General features: G+C 71.5%; 11 protein-coding genes and 1 pseudogene. 9 read left to right on the top strand and 3 right to left on the bottom strand.

Annotation, left to right across the window (positions count from 1 at the left end; genetic code table 11):
• Window positions 1-2 precede the first annotated feature (2 nt).
• A complete protein-coding gene (locus BMW85_RS37030) occupies window positions 3-839 on the bottom strand; it encodes an AfsR/SARP family transcriptional regulator (RefSeq protein WP_091091149.1) in 837 nt (278 codons plus the stop codon).
• 365 nt (window positions 840-1,204) lie between these two features.
• On the opposite strand from BMW85_RS37030, the gene BMW85_RS37025 reads away from it, so the two are divergent.
• Genes BMW85_RS37025 through BMW85_RS36985 form a run of 9 tightly spaced genes read left to right on the top strand, consistent with a single transcriptional unit; the run spans window position 1,205 to window position 11,463 of the window.
• Complete coding sequence (locus BMW85_RS37025) at window positions 1,205-3,196, top strand: Agd3-related carbohydrate deacetylase (protein ID WP_143082530.1); 1,992 nt, start codon at window positions 1,205-1,207, stop codon at window positions 3,194-3,196.
• Entirely contained in the window at window positions 3,193-4,602 is a 1,410-nt protein-coding gene (gene pelF / locus BMW85_RS37020) for a GT4 family glycosyltransferase PelF (protein ID WP_091091144.1), read from the top strand. The genes BMW85_RS37025 and pelF overlap by 4 nt, the downstream gene beginning before the upstream one ends.
• Entirely contained in the window at window positions 4,599-6,005 is a 1,407-nt protein-coding gene (locus tag BMW85_RS37015) for a hypothetical protein (protein ID WP_143082529.1), read from the top strand. The genes pelF and BMW85_RS37015 overlap by 4 nt, the downstream gene beginning before the upstream one ends.
• A gap of 22 nt (window positions 6,006-6,027) precedes the next feature.
• The gene (locus BMW85_RS37010; protein ID WP_091091139.1) at window positions 6,028-6,756 is read left to right on the top strand and encodes a sugar phosphate nucleotidyltransferase; all 729 of its coding nucleotides are present in this window, start codon (window positions 6,028-6,030) and stop codon (window positions 6,754-6,756) included.
• Window positions 6,753-7,622, top strand: a complete 870-nt coding sequence (locus tag BMW85_RS37005; RefSeq protein ID WP_091091138.1) for an NAD-dependent epimerase/dehydratase family protein — start codon at window positions 6,753-6,755, stop codon at window positions 7,620-7,622. Before BMW85_RS37010 ends, BMW85_RS37005 begins: the two co-directional genes overlap by 4 nt.
• Window positions 7,619-8,521, top strand: coding sequence for a glycoside hydrolase family 191 protein (locus BMW85_RS37000; protein WP_218156098.1), 903 nt, complete (start codon window positions 7,619-7,621; stop codon window positions 8,519-8,521). The genes BMW85_RS37005 and BMW85_RS37000 overlap by 4 nt, the downstream gene beginning before the upstream one ends.
• Window position 8,522: 1 nt before the next feature.
• Window positions 8,523-9,824, top strand: a complete 1,302-nt coding sequence (locus BMW85_RS36995) for a nucleotide sugar dehydrogenase (RefSeq protein WP_091091134.1) — start codon at window positions 8,523-8,525, stop codon at window positions 9,822-9,824.
• Window positions 9,821-10,774: an NAD-dependent epimerase/dehydratase family protein gene (locus BMW85_RS36990; protein WP_091091131.1), complete on the top strand. Its 954-nt coding sequence runs from the start codon at window positions 9,821-9,823 to the stop codon at window positions 10,772-10,774. The genes BMW85_RS36995 and BMW85_RS36990 overlap by 4 nt, the downstream gene beginning before the upstream one ends.
• On the top strand, window positions 10,771-11,463 hold the full coding sequence (locus tag BMW85_RS36985; RefSeq protein WP_091091577.1) for a hypothetical protein: 693 nt from the start codon (window positions 10,771-10,773) through the stop codon (window positions 11,461-11,463). The genes BMW85_RS36990 and BMW85_RS36985 overlap by 4 nt, the downstream gene beginning before the upstream one ends.
• A 25-nt stretch (window positions 11,464-11,488) precedes the next feature.
• Here BMW85_RS36985 and BMW85_RS36980 read toward each other — a convergent pair whose 3' ends face one another.
• Both BMW85_RS36980 and BMW85_RS36975 read right to left on the bottom strand, forming a co-directional pair.
• Window positions 11,489-12,535, bottom strand: coding sequence for a 2-oxoacid:ferredoxin oxidoreductase subunit beta (locus tag BMW85_RS36980; protein WP_091091128.1), 1,047 nt, complete (start codon window positions 12,533-12,535; stop codon window positions 11,489-11,491).
• Window positions 12,528-12,901 (bottom strand): annotated as a pseudogene (locus BMW85_RS36975) (2-oxoacid:acceptor oxidoreductase subunit alpha); the annotation flags it as partial. The pseudogene BMW85_RS36975 and the gene BMW85_RS36980, both read right to left, overlap by 8 nt.

Genomic DNA, 12,901 nt, shown 5'->3' with positions numbered 1-12,901 from the left:
CATCAGTGACGCCGGGAGGCGCAGTGCGGGCAGCCGCGCCCGTGCCGGGGGCCGGCGCGCCGGTGCACGTGCCGGCCGTGCGGCGCCGCCCGCCCGGCCGACAGCGAGGAGTCGCTGCTGAGGATGGCCGCGTGCAGTTTGCGCAGCTCGGGGCCTGGCTCCAGGCCGAGGTCGGTGGTGAGGATGTGCCGCCCGGACTGGTAGACGTCCAGCGCCTCGGCCTGCCGCCCGCTGCGGTAGAGCGCCAGCATGAGCTGCCCGCGGAACGTCTCGCGCAGCGGGTGCTCGCGCACCAGCGTGGACAGCTCGCCGACCAGGGCGGCGTGCCGGCCGAGCCGTAAGTCGGCCTCGACGCGTTCGCCGAGCGCCGCCAGCCGCAGCTCCTCCAGCCGGGTGGCCTGGCGGTGCAGCAGGTGGATGTCGTCCAGCCCGGACAGCGCCGGGCCGCGCCACAGGTCGAGGCCCGCGCGGAGCAGGGCGCTGCCTTTTGCATCGTTCCCGGAGGCGAGCGCCGAGCGGCCCTGCCGGACCAGCAGCTCGAACCGGCGGGCGTCCACGTCCTCCGCCGGCACCCTGAGCCGGTAGCCCGTGGCCTGGTGGGCGATGGGGACGTGCTCGCCGAGCGTGCGTCTGAGCCGGTGGAGCTGGAGACGCAGGCGTTGTTGCCCGGCGTCCCCGGCCTCGGCTCCCCAGAGCGCGTCGATGAGGACGTCGCTGTGCGCGACGGTCCCGTCGTGGCAGAGCAGCAGGGCGAGGAGGCTGCGTTGCTTGACCGAGCGCAGGGGCACGAGGCCGCCTGCGCCGGTCGCCTCCAGAGCGCCCAGGATGCGGAACTGCATGGTTCCCCCAGCTGCACGTGTCCGATCTTCTTTTCGCTGACCGAGGATATGCCGCGCGAATGCGCCGTAAAACGCTCGTGAGGAAACTGTGTTGAAACGTAAATGAAATTGGTCATCCGCACACTCGTGAACTGGCTGATGGTGCGTACGTCAGCCAACGGAGCATTCGTGCCATCAGTGCCGAATGGGGGGATATGGTGGGTTCTTTTCGGCATTTCCGAATGACGGCTTTTGTGCCGTCGAGGCGTGCGCTGGCCCTGGTCAGCGCCACCGCCATCATCATCGGTCCGAGCGCCGTTCCGGCGCTGGCGACCACGACCGAAACCGAAACCGAAACCGGCGATCATTACGCGCACGCAGCTCCTTTGCGTGCGCCCATCGACCGTCCGAAAGTAGACAAACTCGGACCACTACCGGAGAAGAAAGGAACAATACCCGTAGAACGTTCGACCACGGCCGCTCGCTCCTCCGCCGCGCTCGCCGCCGCCGCCAACGACCGCGTCGGGCTGCGCGTGCTCGTCGTCGGCGTGGACGAGGACGACTGGGGCGTCGCCACCTGGCGCTCGGTGCTCAACCGGGTCGGCGCCCAGTACGACGTGCTCTACAGCAAGACCCAGCCGCTGACCGCCGCCGACCTCGTGCAGGCCGACGGGGCCGGCAAGTACAACGCTGTCCTGCTGAGCAACAACTCGCTGCTCTACTCCGACGGCTCCGGCTACGTCAGCGGCCTCGACGCCTCGGAATGGAACGTTCTCTGGGCCTACGAACGCGACTACGGCGTCCGCCAGGTCTCCCTCTACACCGCCTACGGCACCTGGCCCGAGGACTACTGCCTGCGCGCCGGCAGCGAGGGCGGCGTCGGCGCCACCCCGATCGCGACCGCGCTCACCACGACCGGCGCCGGCGTCTTCGACTACCTCAAGAACACCGCGAACGTCCCGATCTCGCAGTCCTACGTCTACCGCTCCACGCTGGCCTCCGGTTGCACCGCCGACGCCGTGCTGACCAGCGGCTCCGACGTGCTCGGCGTCCGCAGCACGTCCGCCGACGGCCGTGAGCGCATGGCGCTGACGTTCACCTCCAACCAGTACCTGCCACAGGCGGACCTGCTCACCTACGGCCTGTTCCGCTGGGCCACCCGGGGGCTGTTCCTCGGCGAGCAGCGTCACTACCTCAACGCCGACGTGGACGACTGGTTCAACAACACCGACCACCTCTACGCCGACGGCCACCTGGAGACCAACCCCGGCTACCGGCTGACCTGGTCGGACGCGGTGAGCACGTACAACCAGCAGAACAGCTTCCGGTCGGCCAACACGCTGGCGAACGCGTTCAAGCTGAACATCGCCTACAACGGCGAGGGCGCCGACCAGTACGCCCTCCCGTCCTGCCTGCTCCCGATCCTCCTGCAGGACGCCCTCACCAACTACTCGCGCTGCCGGGCCTCCTCCTTCACCTGGGTCAACCACACGTTCTCGCACCCGAAGATGAACTCCACGGACTACGCGACGAGCCGGGCGGAGATCCAGAACAACCTCACCAGGGCCGCCGCGCTCGGCCTCTCCGTGGACCCGACGGTGCTGAAGACCGGTGAGTACTCCGGCCTCGGCGTCTACCACCCCGACCCCAACAACGACATCGACCCGCCCACCGACTACGGCCTGGCCGCCTCCAACCCCAACCTGCTGCAGGCCGCCAAGGACCTCGGCGTGAAGTACCTGCACGGCAACATGTCGTTCGCCAGCCACCAGCCGTCCTGCTTCAACTGCGGCATCCGCCACCCGCTGCAGCCGGCGCTGACGATCGTGCCCGACTGGCCGACCAACATCGCCTACCACACCACCACGCCGGCCGAGGAGACGCTCTTCTACAACTCCTACTACGGCCCCAGCGGCAAGTTCCCCTACTGGCCGGTCAACCAGACCTACACCCAGGTCATCGACCACGAGAGCGACGTGGCGATGCAGCACGTCATGTCCGGGTCGGTCTACACGCACACCTTCCACCAGGGCAACCTGCGCAACTACGGCTCCAACCGCAGCCTGGTCTTCGACTGGCTGAACGGCGTCATGGCCAGGTACAACACCTGGTACAAGGTCCCGCTCCTCACGCCGAACTGGGGCTCGCTTGCCCAGTACGTCGACCAGCGGACCACGCACTTCGCCGGGCTGTCCGGCGTCAGCGCGGTCTACGACCGGGTGGCGGGCACGGTCACCTTCACCGCCGGCAGTGACGCCGCCGTCTTCGCGACGAACGTCAACGCCTCCGGCGCCACGGCGTACGGCACCGACAAGGTCGCCCGCCTCACGCTCACCGCCGGGGTCCCTGTCACCGTCCCCGCGAGCGTGCGCCCGTGAAGGTGACGCTGGTGTCCGAGGGCACCTACCCGTTCGCGATGGGCGGCGTCAGCGTCTGGATGGACCAGCTCATCCGGGGCATGCCGGACTACCGCTGGGACGTCGTGACGATGACCGTGGACGGCGAGGAACGGCCGGTGTGGGATCTGCCGGCCAACCTCGAACAGGTGGTCTCCGTGCCACTGTGGGGCAACGCGCCCCGGCGCCCCTCGCGGGCGCCGGGGGGCGCTTTCACCGAGGCGTACGGACGCTTCCTGGAGATGGTGCTGACGCCGGCCGTCATGGGCGACGGCAGCGCCGAGTTCCTGGCGGTGCTGGAGTCGCTGCACCGCTTCGCGCACGAGGGCGGCGACCTGGTGGGCGCGCTCACGGCCAACGAGTCGCTGACCCAGCTCATGGACGCCTGGTACTGGAACAGGACCGACGGCCTCACCCTGGCCGACGCCATCACGGCCGGCGACCTGATGGGGCACATGCTGCGCCCGCTGGCCGAGCCGGCACCGCGTACGGACCTCATGCACGTGGCCATGAACGGCCTCAGCATGCTGACCGCGATGACCGCCAAGTGGCGGCACGGCACCCCGATCGTGCTCTCCGAGCACGGCGTCTACCTGCGCGAACGCTACCTCCAGTACGTGGACGAGCCGGTCTCGCACGCCGTCAGGGTGCTGCTGCTCAGCTTCTTCCGCCGCCTGGCAGGGGCGGCGTACGTGGCGGCCGACCGGATCGCGCCGCACTCGTCGTACAACCGGCGCTGGCAGATCCGCAACGGCGCCGACCCGGACCGGATCCGGATCATGTACAACGGCGTGGATCCGGACGACTTCCCGCCGGTCGAGTCGGGCCCCGACGAGCCCACGCTGGTCTTCATGGGGCGCATCGACCCGCTGAAGGACCTGCACACGCTGCTGCGCGCGTTCGCCATCGTGCGGGAGAAGGTGCCCGACGCGCGGCTGCGCATCTTCGGCGGCGTCCCGGCCGGCAACGAGCCCTACCAGGAGAGCTGCATGGAGCTCGCCGAGGAGCTGGGGGTCACGGACGCGGCCCGGTTCGAGGGCCGCGTCACCACCCCGGCCGCCGCCTACCACGCGGGCGACGTGGTGGCGCTGACCAGCATCTCCGAGGGGTTCCCCTACACCGTGGTCGAGGCCATGGCGTGCGGCCTGCCGGTGGTCGTCACCAACGTCGGCGGGGTGGCCGAGGCGGTCGGCGAGGCCGGGATCGTGGTGCCGCCGCGCGACCACGTGGCCGCCGCCGAGGCGATGGTGCGCCTGCTGCGCGACACGGGGCTGCGCCGCCGGCTCGGCGCGCTGGCCCGCGAGCGGGTGCTCGCCCGCTTCACCCTGCGGCAGTCGCTGGACGACTACCGCTCGGTCTACGAGGAACTGCTGGGGGTCACCGCATGACCGCTGTGGAGCCGTCGACGTCGCGCTCCATGGACGACCTCATCGAGCCGATGGGGACCGGCGCCTTCCGCGCCGTCGAACCGCTGCAGGTCGCGGCGATGCTGGAGTCGCAGGGGCTGAGCGACAGGATCGCCCGCGAGCGGTACGGGCACGACGACGTGTTCTCCCTGGCCGAGGCCGCGTACACGCACATCAAGACCCTGGACAGGCCGCGCCCGCCGCTCGCCGAGGCGCCGCTCAAACGGGCCAGGCCGCTCGCCCAGATGCTGCACGGGCTGCTCTACGGCCTGCCCGCCGCGCTGCTGCCCGCGGCCTCCGGGCTCGTGGGCGCCCGGTGGCTGATGCCGGGCCTGGTGCTCACCACCGGGCTCGGCTGGGTGATCGGCAGCGGGGCGGCGCATCTCGCGTACACGCTGGTGGGGCGGGGCTATCCCCGCTCGGCCGGTCGGGTGCTGCGGTCAGGCATGTTGCTCGGGGTGCTCGGGGCCACGGCGATGGCCGGCCTGCTCGCCCTCGCCATGGGCGGGCCGCTCGCGCTGGTCGCGCTCTGCGTCACGCAGCTGGCCTTCCAGATCGCCTCCGGCATGCTGCTGTTCTACCGGCGCGAGCTCTGGCTCGGCGTGATCATGCTGCCCGCGGTCATCGCCGGCATCGCCTACATCGCGCTCGCCGACCGGTGGGTGGGCCTGCTGGCCGTCTGCGTCGGCGTGGTGTGCGTGGCCGGCGTCGTCGGGTCCGCGCTGCTGCTCACACTCGCGCAGGGCGAGCCGGCCGCGGCCGAGCCACCGCTGCGCCGCCTGTCGCGCTCCCACCTGCGCGGGCTGCTGCCCGCGCTGGCCTGGGCCACGCTGACCGCGCTCTTCCTGCTCCAGGCCGAGGCCCGCTACGTGCTCGACCGGAGCGACATCGCCGTCGCCGGCGCGGGGCTCGTGCTCGGCATGGGCCTCCTGGAGTACCGGGCGCACCGGTTCGACGACGACGCGCGGGCCTCCGTCCGCGACGTCTGCTACCCCGCCGACTTCACCCGCCGCGGCCGGTGGCTGGTCGCCAAGGGCGTGCTGATCTGCCTCGCGGCGCTGTCGGCGCTCTCCTCGCTGCCGCTGGTCTTCCTGTACGTCAAGGGCGGGCTCACCACGGAGAGCGTGACCATGGCGGTCGCCCACGTGACCGTCGGGGGCGCCTACTTCGTGGCGTTCCTGCTCGCCAACCAGGGCAAGGTCATCCACCTGTGCCTGGCCCAGGCGGCGGCGCTGGCCGTCCATCCCACAGGGCGGCTCCTGCTGCCGGGGGGCGGCTCCGCGCAGGCCGACGTGCTGCTCTTCGCCGCCGCCGCGCTGCTGTTCCTGCTGATCCTGCTGGTCCTCATGAGCCGCGGACTCAGGGACGTCAGGCAGTACCGCTGAACCATCGACCGGGAGGCTTCCCATGCACGTCGTCATCCTCGCAGGCGGCAAAGGGGTGCGGCTGCGCCCGTACACCTCGGCGCTGCCCAAGCCCCTGGTGCCCATAGGGGAGGAGTACGCGATCCTCGACATCATCCTCAGGCAGCTCACCAGCCAGGGCTTCACCCGGGCCACGCTCGCGGTCGGCCACCTCAGCCCGCTCATCCGGGCGTTCGTGGGCGACGGCTCCCGCTGGGGGCTCGAGGTGGACTACACCGAGGAGGTCACCCCGCTGTCCACGATCGGGCCGCTCTTCCCGATCAGGGACCGGCTGCCCGAGCACTTCCTGGTGATGAACGGCGACGTCCTCACCACGCTCAACTACGCCGAGCTGCTGTCCAGGCACGTCGAGGCCGGCGCGCCGCTGACCGTGGCGACCTCCCCGAGAGTCGTGAAGATCGACTTCGGGGTGCTGGAGACGAGCGGCGGCCACATCACCGGCTTCCGCGAGAAGCCGCTGCTCAGCTACCTGGTCAGCATGGGCGTCTACGCGCTGTCGCGCGACACCATCGCCCACTACCCGGAGGGCATGCCGTTCGGCTTCGACGAGCTGGTGCTCGACCTGCTCGCCCACGGCCGGCAGCCGGGCTGCTTCGAGTTCGACGGCTACTGGCTCGACATCGGCCGCCCCGACGACTACGACGAGGCCAACGCCCGGTTCGAGGAGATCCGCTCGCTGCTGCTGCCGACGGATCGGGAAAGGGTTCGATGAGCACTGTCGTCGTCTTCGGCTCCACCGGCTTCCTGGGCAGCCCGGTGGCCGAACTGCTGGCGGGCGATCCACGGGTGTCCCGCCTGATCTGCCCGCGCCGGGCCGAGCTCGACCTGCTGGCCGCCGCCCCCGCCGATGTGGCCGACCTGCTGGGCGAGAGCCGCCCCTCGGTCGTGCTCAACTGCGTCGGCCGGCTGTCCGGCCGCTACGACGAGCTGGTCCGCGGCAACGCCGGGGTCACCGCCGTGCTGCTGGAGGCCCTGGCCGCCGCCGCGCCGCGCGCCCGGCTGGTCCGGCTCGGCTCGGCCGCCGAGTACGGCCCCGCCCTCCCCGGCACCGCCCAGCGGGAGGACGGCCCCACCCGCCCCACCGGCGCGTACGGCATCAGCCACCTGGCCGGCACCCTGCTGGTCGAACGGGCCCGCGAGGTGGACGCCATGTCCCTGCGCGTCTTCAACCCGGTCGGCCCCGGGGTGTCCGCCGCCAACGTGCTCGGCCGGGTCCGCGACCTGATCGGCGCCGCGACGGGCGACATCGAGCTGGGCCCGCTCGACGCCACCCGCGACTTCGTGGACGTACGCGACGTCGCCGCGGCGGTGGTCGGCGCCGCCTTCGCCGACGATCCCGCCGAACGGGTGATCAACGTCGGCAGCGGCCGGCCCGTGCCCGTCCGGCAGGCGGTCAGGCTGCTCGCCGCGGCGAGCGGGTTCACCGGCGAGATCCGGGAGAACGCCCCCGAGTCCGGCCGCTCCGACACCAGTTGGAGCCAGGCCGACACCGGGCGGGCGCTGCGGGTGCTCGGCTGGCGGGCCACCGTCCCGCTGACCGACTCGATCAAGGCCATGACGGTGAAGGAGAGCGCGTGAGGAGGCTCTGGACGGCCGTGATGCTGGCCGGCCTGCCGGCCGCGCTCACGTCCTGCGCCCCCCGCGTCCCGCTGACCGAGGTGCGCTCCTTCACCTACGTCCTGCAGAACTACCCCGGCGGCCGGCTCGACGCGGTCGCCCGCGCGCCGCACCAGCTCGCCATCGTGGACCTGTCCCGCGACGGCACCACGGCCGGCTACTTCTCCGCGAAGGAGGTCGCCAAGGTCCGGGACTCCGGCAAGACCGTCCTCGCCTACTTCGAGATCGGCAGCATCGAACGCTTCCGCACCGAGGCCCGCACCCTGCCCGCCGACCTGCGGCTCAACCGCTGGCTCGACTGGCCGGAGGAGCACTTCGTCCGCTACTGGGACTCCCGCTGGTGGGACCTCGTGCTGCGCCCGCGCGTCGACCAGGCGCTGCGGGCCGGGTTCGACGGGGTCTACCTCGACACGCCGCTCGCGTACGAGGAGATCCACCTCGACCGCGTGCCCGGCGAGACCCGCGCGAGCCTCGCCCGCCGGATGAACGAGCTGATCGTCAAGATCAGCCGCTATGCCAAGAAGGCGCGCCCCGGCTTCCTCGTCGTCCCGCAGAACTCGCCCGAGCTGCGCCTCCAGCCCGGCTACGTCGAGGCGATCGACGGCATCGGCATGGAGGAGCTGTTCTTCCGCGCCACCGGCCGGCCGTGCACCACCGGCTGGTGCGCCGAGAACCTGGCGCACGCGCTCGCCCTGCGCCGGCTCGGCAAGGCCGTGCTCGCCACCGACTACGCCACCCGCCCGGCCGACGTGGCCGCGGCCTGCGCCCGCTACCGCCGCCACGGCATCGCGGGCAACGTCACCGTGGTCGACCTCGACCGCGTCAGTCCCCTCTGCACCGCTGCGAAAGAAGGAGCTTGAGATGCCGAAGACCGTCGGCGTGATCGGCATGGGCTACGTGGGCCTGACGCTGACCGCCGCCCTGGCCCGCAAGGGGTACGTCGTGCACGGCGTGGACGCGAACCCCCGCGTGGTCGAGGCGCTGTCCAACGGCCGGATCCACGTGTACGAACCCGGCGTGCAGGAGGCGTTCGCCGAGCACCTCGGCACCGGGATCACCGTCTCCGACCGGCTGCCCGACACGCCGCTCGACGCCGCGATCCTGTCCGTCTCCACACCCGTGGACCTCTCGACGGGCCGGCCCGACCTGCGCAACCTGGCCGCCGCCGCCGAACACGTCGCCGCCACCTGCCGGCCCGGCACCCTCGTCGTGGTCCGCAGCACCGTACCCATCGGCACCTCCCGCTCCGTCGTGCTGCCCGCGCTCGCCGCCCGCTGGGGCGACGACGTCCGGCTCGTCATGGCGCCCGAGCGCACCATCCAGGGCCAGGCGCTGCGCGAGCTGGTCGAGCTGCCCCAGGTCGTCGGCGGGCTCGACGAGGAGAGCCTGGGGGCGGGCGCCGAGCTGTTCGCCGGCCTCGCCGAGCAGGTCGTGCCGGTGTCCGGCCTGGAGACCGCCGAGATGGTCAAGCTGTCCAACAACTGCCACACCGACCTGATCTACGCCTTCGGCAACGAGCTGGCGCTCATCGCCGAGCAGCACGGCCTCGACCCGCTGGAGGTCATCAGGGCCGCCAACCTCGACTATCCCCGGCCCGACCTGGCCAAGCCCGGGTACGTCGGTGGCGGCTGCCTGTCGAAGGACCCGTACCTGATGATCGCGAGCACGCGGCGGCCGCCTTACCTGGTGGACCGGGCGCGGGCGCTCAACGAACGGCTGCCCGCGCACGTCGCCGAACGCATGGTCGAGCTGATCCGCGAGAGCGCCGGACGCACCGAGGGGGTGCGGCTGTCGGTGCTGGGCTGGGCTTACAAGGGCTGGCCGGCCACCGACGACATGCGCGGCACGCCCATCGCCGAGATGATGCCGCTCTTCCGCGCCGTCGGCCTGACCGTGCTCGGCCACGACCCGCTCGTCCCCGACGAGGTCATCCGCGAGTACGGCGGCGAGCCCGTCAGCCTGGACAAGGCGTTCGCCGACGCCCACGCCCTCCTCGTCATCAACGACCATCCCGACTACCGCGGCCTGGAGGTCGAGTCCCGGCTCGCCACCTCCGGGGTGCGGGTGCTGTTCGACTCCTGGCGCATCCTGGACGAGGCGGCGATCACCCGGCACGGCGTCCGCTACGCCGGCATCGGCTACCTGGCGGAGGAGCGGGCATGAGGACACTGCTGCTGGGCGGGGCCGGCTTCATCGGGCTGCACCTGGCCCGCCGGCTGCTCGCCGACGGGCACGAGGTGACCGTCGTGGACGACTTCTCGCGGGGGCGGCGCGACGACGCGCTCGCCGGGCTGGCCGTCGAGGTGCGCTCGGCCGACCTCACCGACCCGGCCGCGTACGACGCCCTCGAACCCGGCTGGGACCAGGTGTTCATGCTGGCCGCCGTCGTCGGGGTGCGCAACGTCGAGTCCGACCCGGCCCGCGTGCTCCGGGTCAACACGCTGGCCCTGATGCACCTGCTGGACTGGATGGGGCCGGGGCGCGGGCGGCTGTTCTTCGCCTCCACCAGCGAGGCGTACGCCGGGGCGGTCAGCACCGGGCTGGCCGCCGTGCCGACCGGCGAGGACGTCCCCCTCGTCATCGAGGACGTGGGGTCGGCGCGGCACACGTACGCGATCAGCAAGCTGCTCGGCGAGGCCGCGGTGCTGCACACCGCGCGGGCCAAGGGGTTCGAGGCGGTCATCGGCCGCTTCCACAACGTCTACGGCCCCCGCATGGGCGCCGACCACGTCATCCCCGAGCTGTCGCTCCGGGCCGAGCGCGGCGAGGACCCGTTCACGCTCTACGGCGCCGACCAGAGCCGCGCCTTCTGCCACGTGGACGACGCCGTCGAGGCGGTCGTCCGGCTCATGGCCGAGCCGCGGGCGGCCGGCCGGATCGTGCACATCGGCAACGACGCCGAGACCAACATCGGCGACCTGGCCAAGCTCGTGCTGCGGATCGCGGGGACGAACCCGGAGATCCGGCACGTGCCCGCGCCCCCCGGCTCGGTCGCGCGCCGCTGCCCCGACCTCACGCTGCTGCGCGAGCTGACCGGGTACGAGCCGCGCGTCGCCCTGGAGGACGGCGTCCGCCGGACCTACACCTGGTATCGGGAGTCGTGGACCGGATGACGCAGCCCATCGCGTTCTACTACGGGGCGGGGGAGCTGGATCGGCTGTCCGGCTTCGACAAGGTCGTGCTCCAGGCGGACTTCTACCGCCCCGACGAGCTGGACCTGCTGCGCGGGCGCGGCACGCAGACCCTCGGTTACCTGTCGCTGACCGAGGACGTCGGGCCGCCCGCGCCGTGGCACCGCCCCGAGCACAACCCCGACTGGGGTGGCGCGTTCGTCCACACCGGCGACCCCCGCTGGGTGGCGCACGTGCTGGAGCAGGCCCGCGAGGCGATCGGGAAGGGCTTTCGCGGGTTGTTCCTCGACACGCTCAACATCGAGCAGACCTACCCCGAGGACCTGCCACACCTGCTCTATCTCATCGCCGCCATCCGCGAGGAGACGCAGCCGGAGTATCTGCTGGCCAACCGGGGCTTCGGGCTGCTGCCGCAGCTCGCCGACCTGGTGGACGGCGTGCTGTTCGAGTCGTTCTCGGCGCGCTGGGTGGACGCCGGCCGCTACGCGCCCTGGCCGGACGACGTGCTGGAGGTCCACGCCTCCGTGGCCGAGCGGCTGCTCGGCCTCGACGTGGACCTCTACGCACTCGACTACGCCGACAACGACGAGCTGTGCGACTTCGCGCGCCGGCGGGCGCGCGAGTTCGGGATGCTCTGCTTCGTCAGCGACAGGGTGCTGTCGCGGATCTGAGCTGTCGGCCGGTCAGTTGACGCGCCTAGTTGATGCGCCAGGTGTCGCCGCCCAGCAGCAGCTCGCCCAGGTCGCCGGGCCCCTGACGCTCGGCCGCCTCGTCGAGCTGCTCGGCCATCAGCGTCTCGTAGGACGGCCGGTCGACGCTGCGGAAGATGCCGATCGGGACGTGCTCGAAGGCGGGCTCGTCCAGGCGGGACAGGGCGAAGGCGAGGCTGGGGTCGGGGTTGTGCACGTCGTGCACGAGGATCTGGTCCTCGCTCACGCTCGCGCGGGCCACGACCTCGATCCCGCCGTTCGCGCCGCGGACCACGGCCTTGGTGGCGCTGGCGATCGGCCGGCCGTGCTCCAGGCGCAGCGTGATGTCGTCGCGCAGGCCCGGGTCCTTGAGCGGCTCGAAGGCGTTGTCGTTGAAGATGTTGCAGTTCTGGTAGATCTCGACCAGCGAGGTGCCGCGGTGGGCGGTGGCCTCCCGCAGCACCGACTGCAGGTGCTTGCGGTCGGAGTCGATGGTCCGCGCCACGAACGATGCCTCGGCGCCGATGGCCAGCGAGATCGGGTTGAACGGCTTGTCGAGCGAGCCCATCGGCGTGGACTTGGTGATCTTGCCGACTTCGCTCGTGGGGGAGTACTGGCCCTTGGTCAGCCCGTAGATCCGGTTGTTGAACAGCAGGATGTTGAGGTTGACGTTGCGGCGCAGCGCGTGGATGAGGTGGTTGCCGCCGATGGACAGGGCGTCGCCGTCGCCGGTGACGACCCAGACGCTGAGGTCGGGGCGGGAGGCCGCCAGACCCGTGGCGATGGCGGGGGCACGGCCGTGGATCGAGTGGAAGCCGTAGGTGTTGAGGTAGTAGGGGAAGCGGGAGGAGCAGCCGATGCCGGAGATGAAGGCGATGTTCTCCCGCTTGAGCCCGAGTTCGGGCAGGAAGGACTGGACGGCGGCGAGGATGGCGTAGTCGCCGCAGCCGGGGCACCAGCGCACTTCCTGGTCGGACTTGAAGTCCTTCAGGCCCTGCTTGACGTCGGTCTTCGGGACCAGGCTGAGGCCCCTGCCGTTGACGAGCTCAGTCACTGTCGATCACGTCCTGGATGACTCCGGCCAGCTCCTCGGCCTTGAACGGGAGCCCGCGCACACGGTTGTAGCTGATGACGTCGACGAGGTAGCGGGCGCGCAGCAGCAGCGCGAGCTGGCCCAGGTTGATCTCGGGCAGCAGCACCTTGTCGTAACGCTTGAGCACCTCGCCGGTGTTGGCCGGCAGGGGGTTGAGGTGGCGCAGATGGGCCTGGGCGACCTTGCCGCCGCCCGCCCTGATGCGGCGCGCGGCCGCGGCGATCGGCCCGTAGGTCGAGCCCCACCCGACGACCAGCACCTTCGCGTCGCCGTCGGGGTCGTCCACGACCAGGTCGGGGACGTCGATGCCGGCGATCTTGGCGGCCC

This window comes from Nonomuraea wenchangensis (assembly GCF_900111685.1).
Classification (GTDB): Bacteria; Actinomycetota; Actinomycetes; order Streptosporangiales; family Streptosporangiaceae; genus Nonomuraea; species Nonomuraea wenchangensis.
This window is presented reverse-complemented; position numbering and strand designations above follow the sequence as displayed.

Coding starts and splice junctions, on each gene's coding strand:
- BMW85_RS37030 (WP_091091149.1), bottom strand. CDS start 839: ATGCAGTTCCGCATCCTGGGCGCTCTGGAGGCGACCGGCGCAGGCGGC.
- BMW85_RS37015 (WP_143082529.1), top strand. CDS start 4,599: ATGACCGCTGTGGAGCCGTCGACGTCGCGCTCCATGGACGACCTCATC.
- BMW85_RS37010 (WP_091091139.1), top strand. CDS start 6,028: ATGCACGTCGTCATCCTCGCAGGCGGCAAAGGGGTGCGGCTGCGCCCG.
- BMW85_RS37005 (WP_091091138.1), top strand. CDS start 6,753: ATGAGCACTGTCGTCGTCTTCGGCTCCACCGGCTTCCTGGGCAGCCCG.
- BMW85_RS36995 (WP_091091134.1), top strand. CDS start 8,523: ATGCCGAAGACCGTCGGCGTGATCGGCATGGGCTACGTGGGCCTGACG.
- BMW85_RS36990 (WP_091091131.1), top strand. CDS start 9,821: ATGAGGACACTGCTGCTGGGCGGGGCCGGCTTCATCGGGCTGCACCTG.
- BMW85_RS36985 (WP_091091577.1), top strand. CDS start 10,771: ATGACGCAGCCCATCGCGTTCTACTACGGGGCGGGGGAGCTGGATCGG.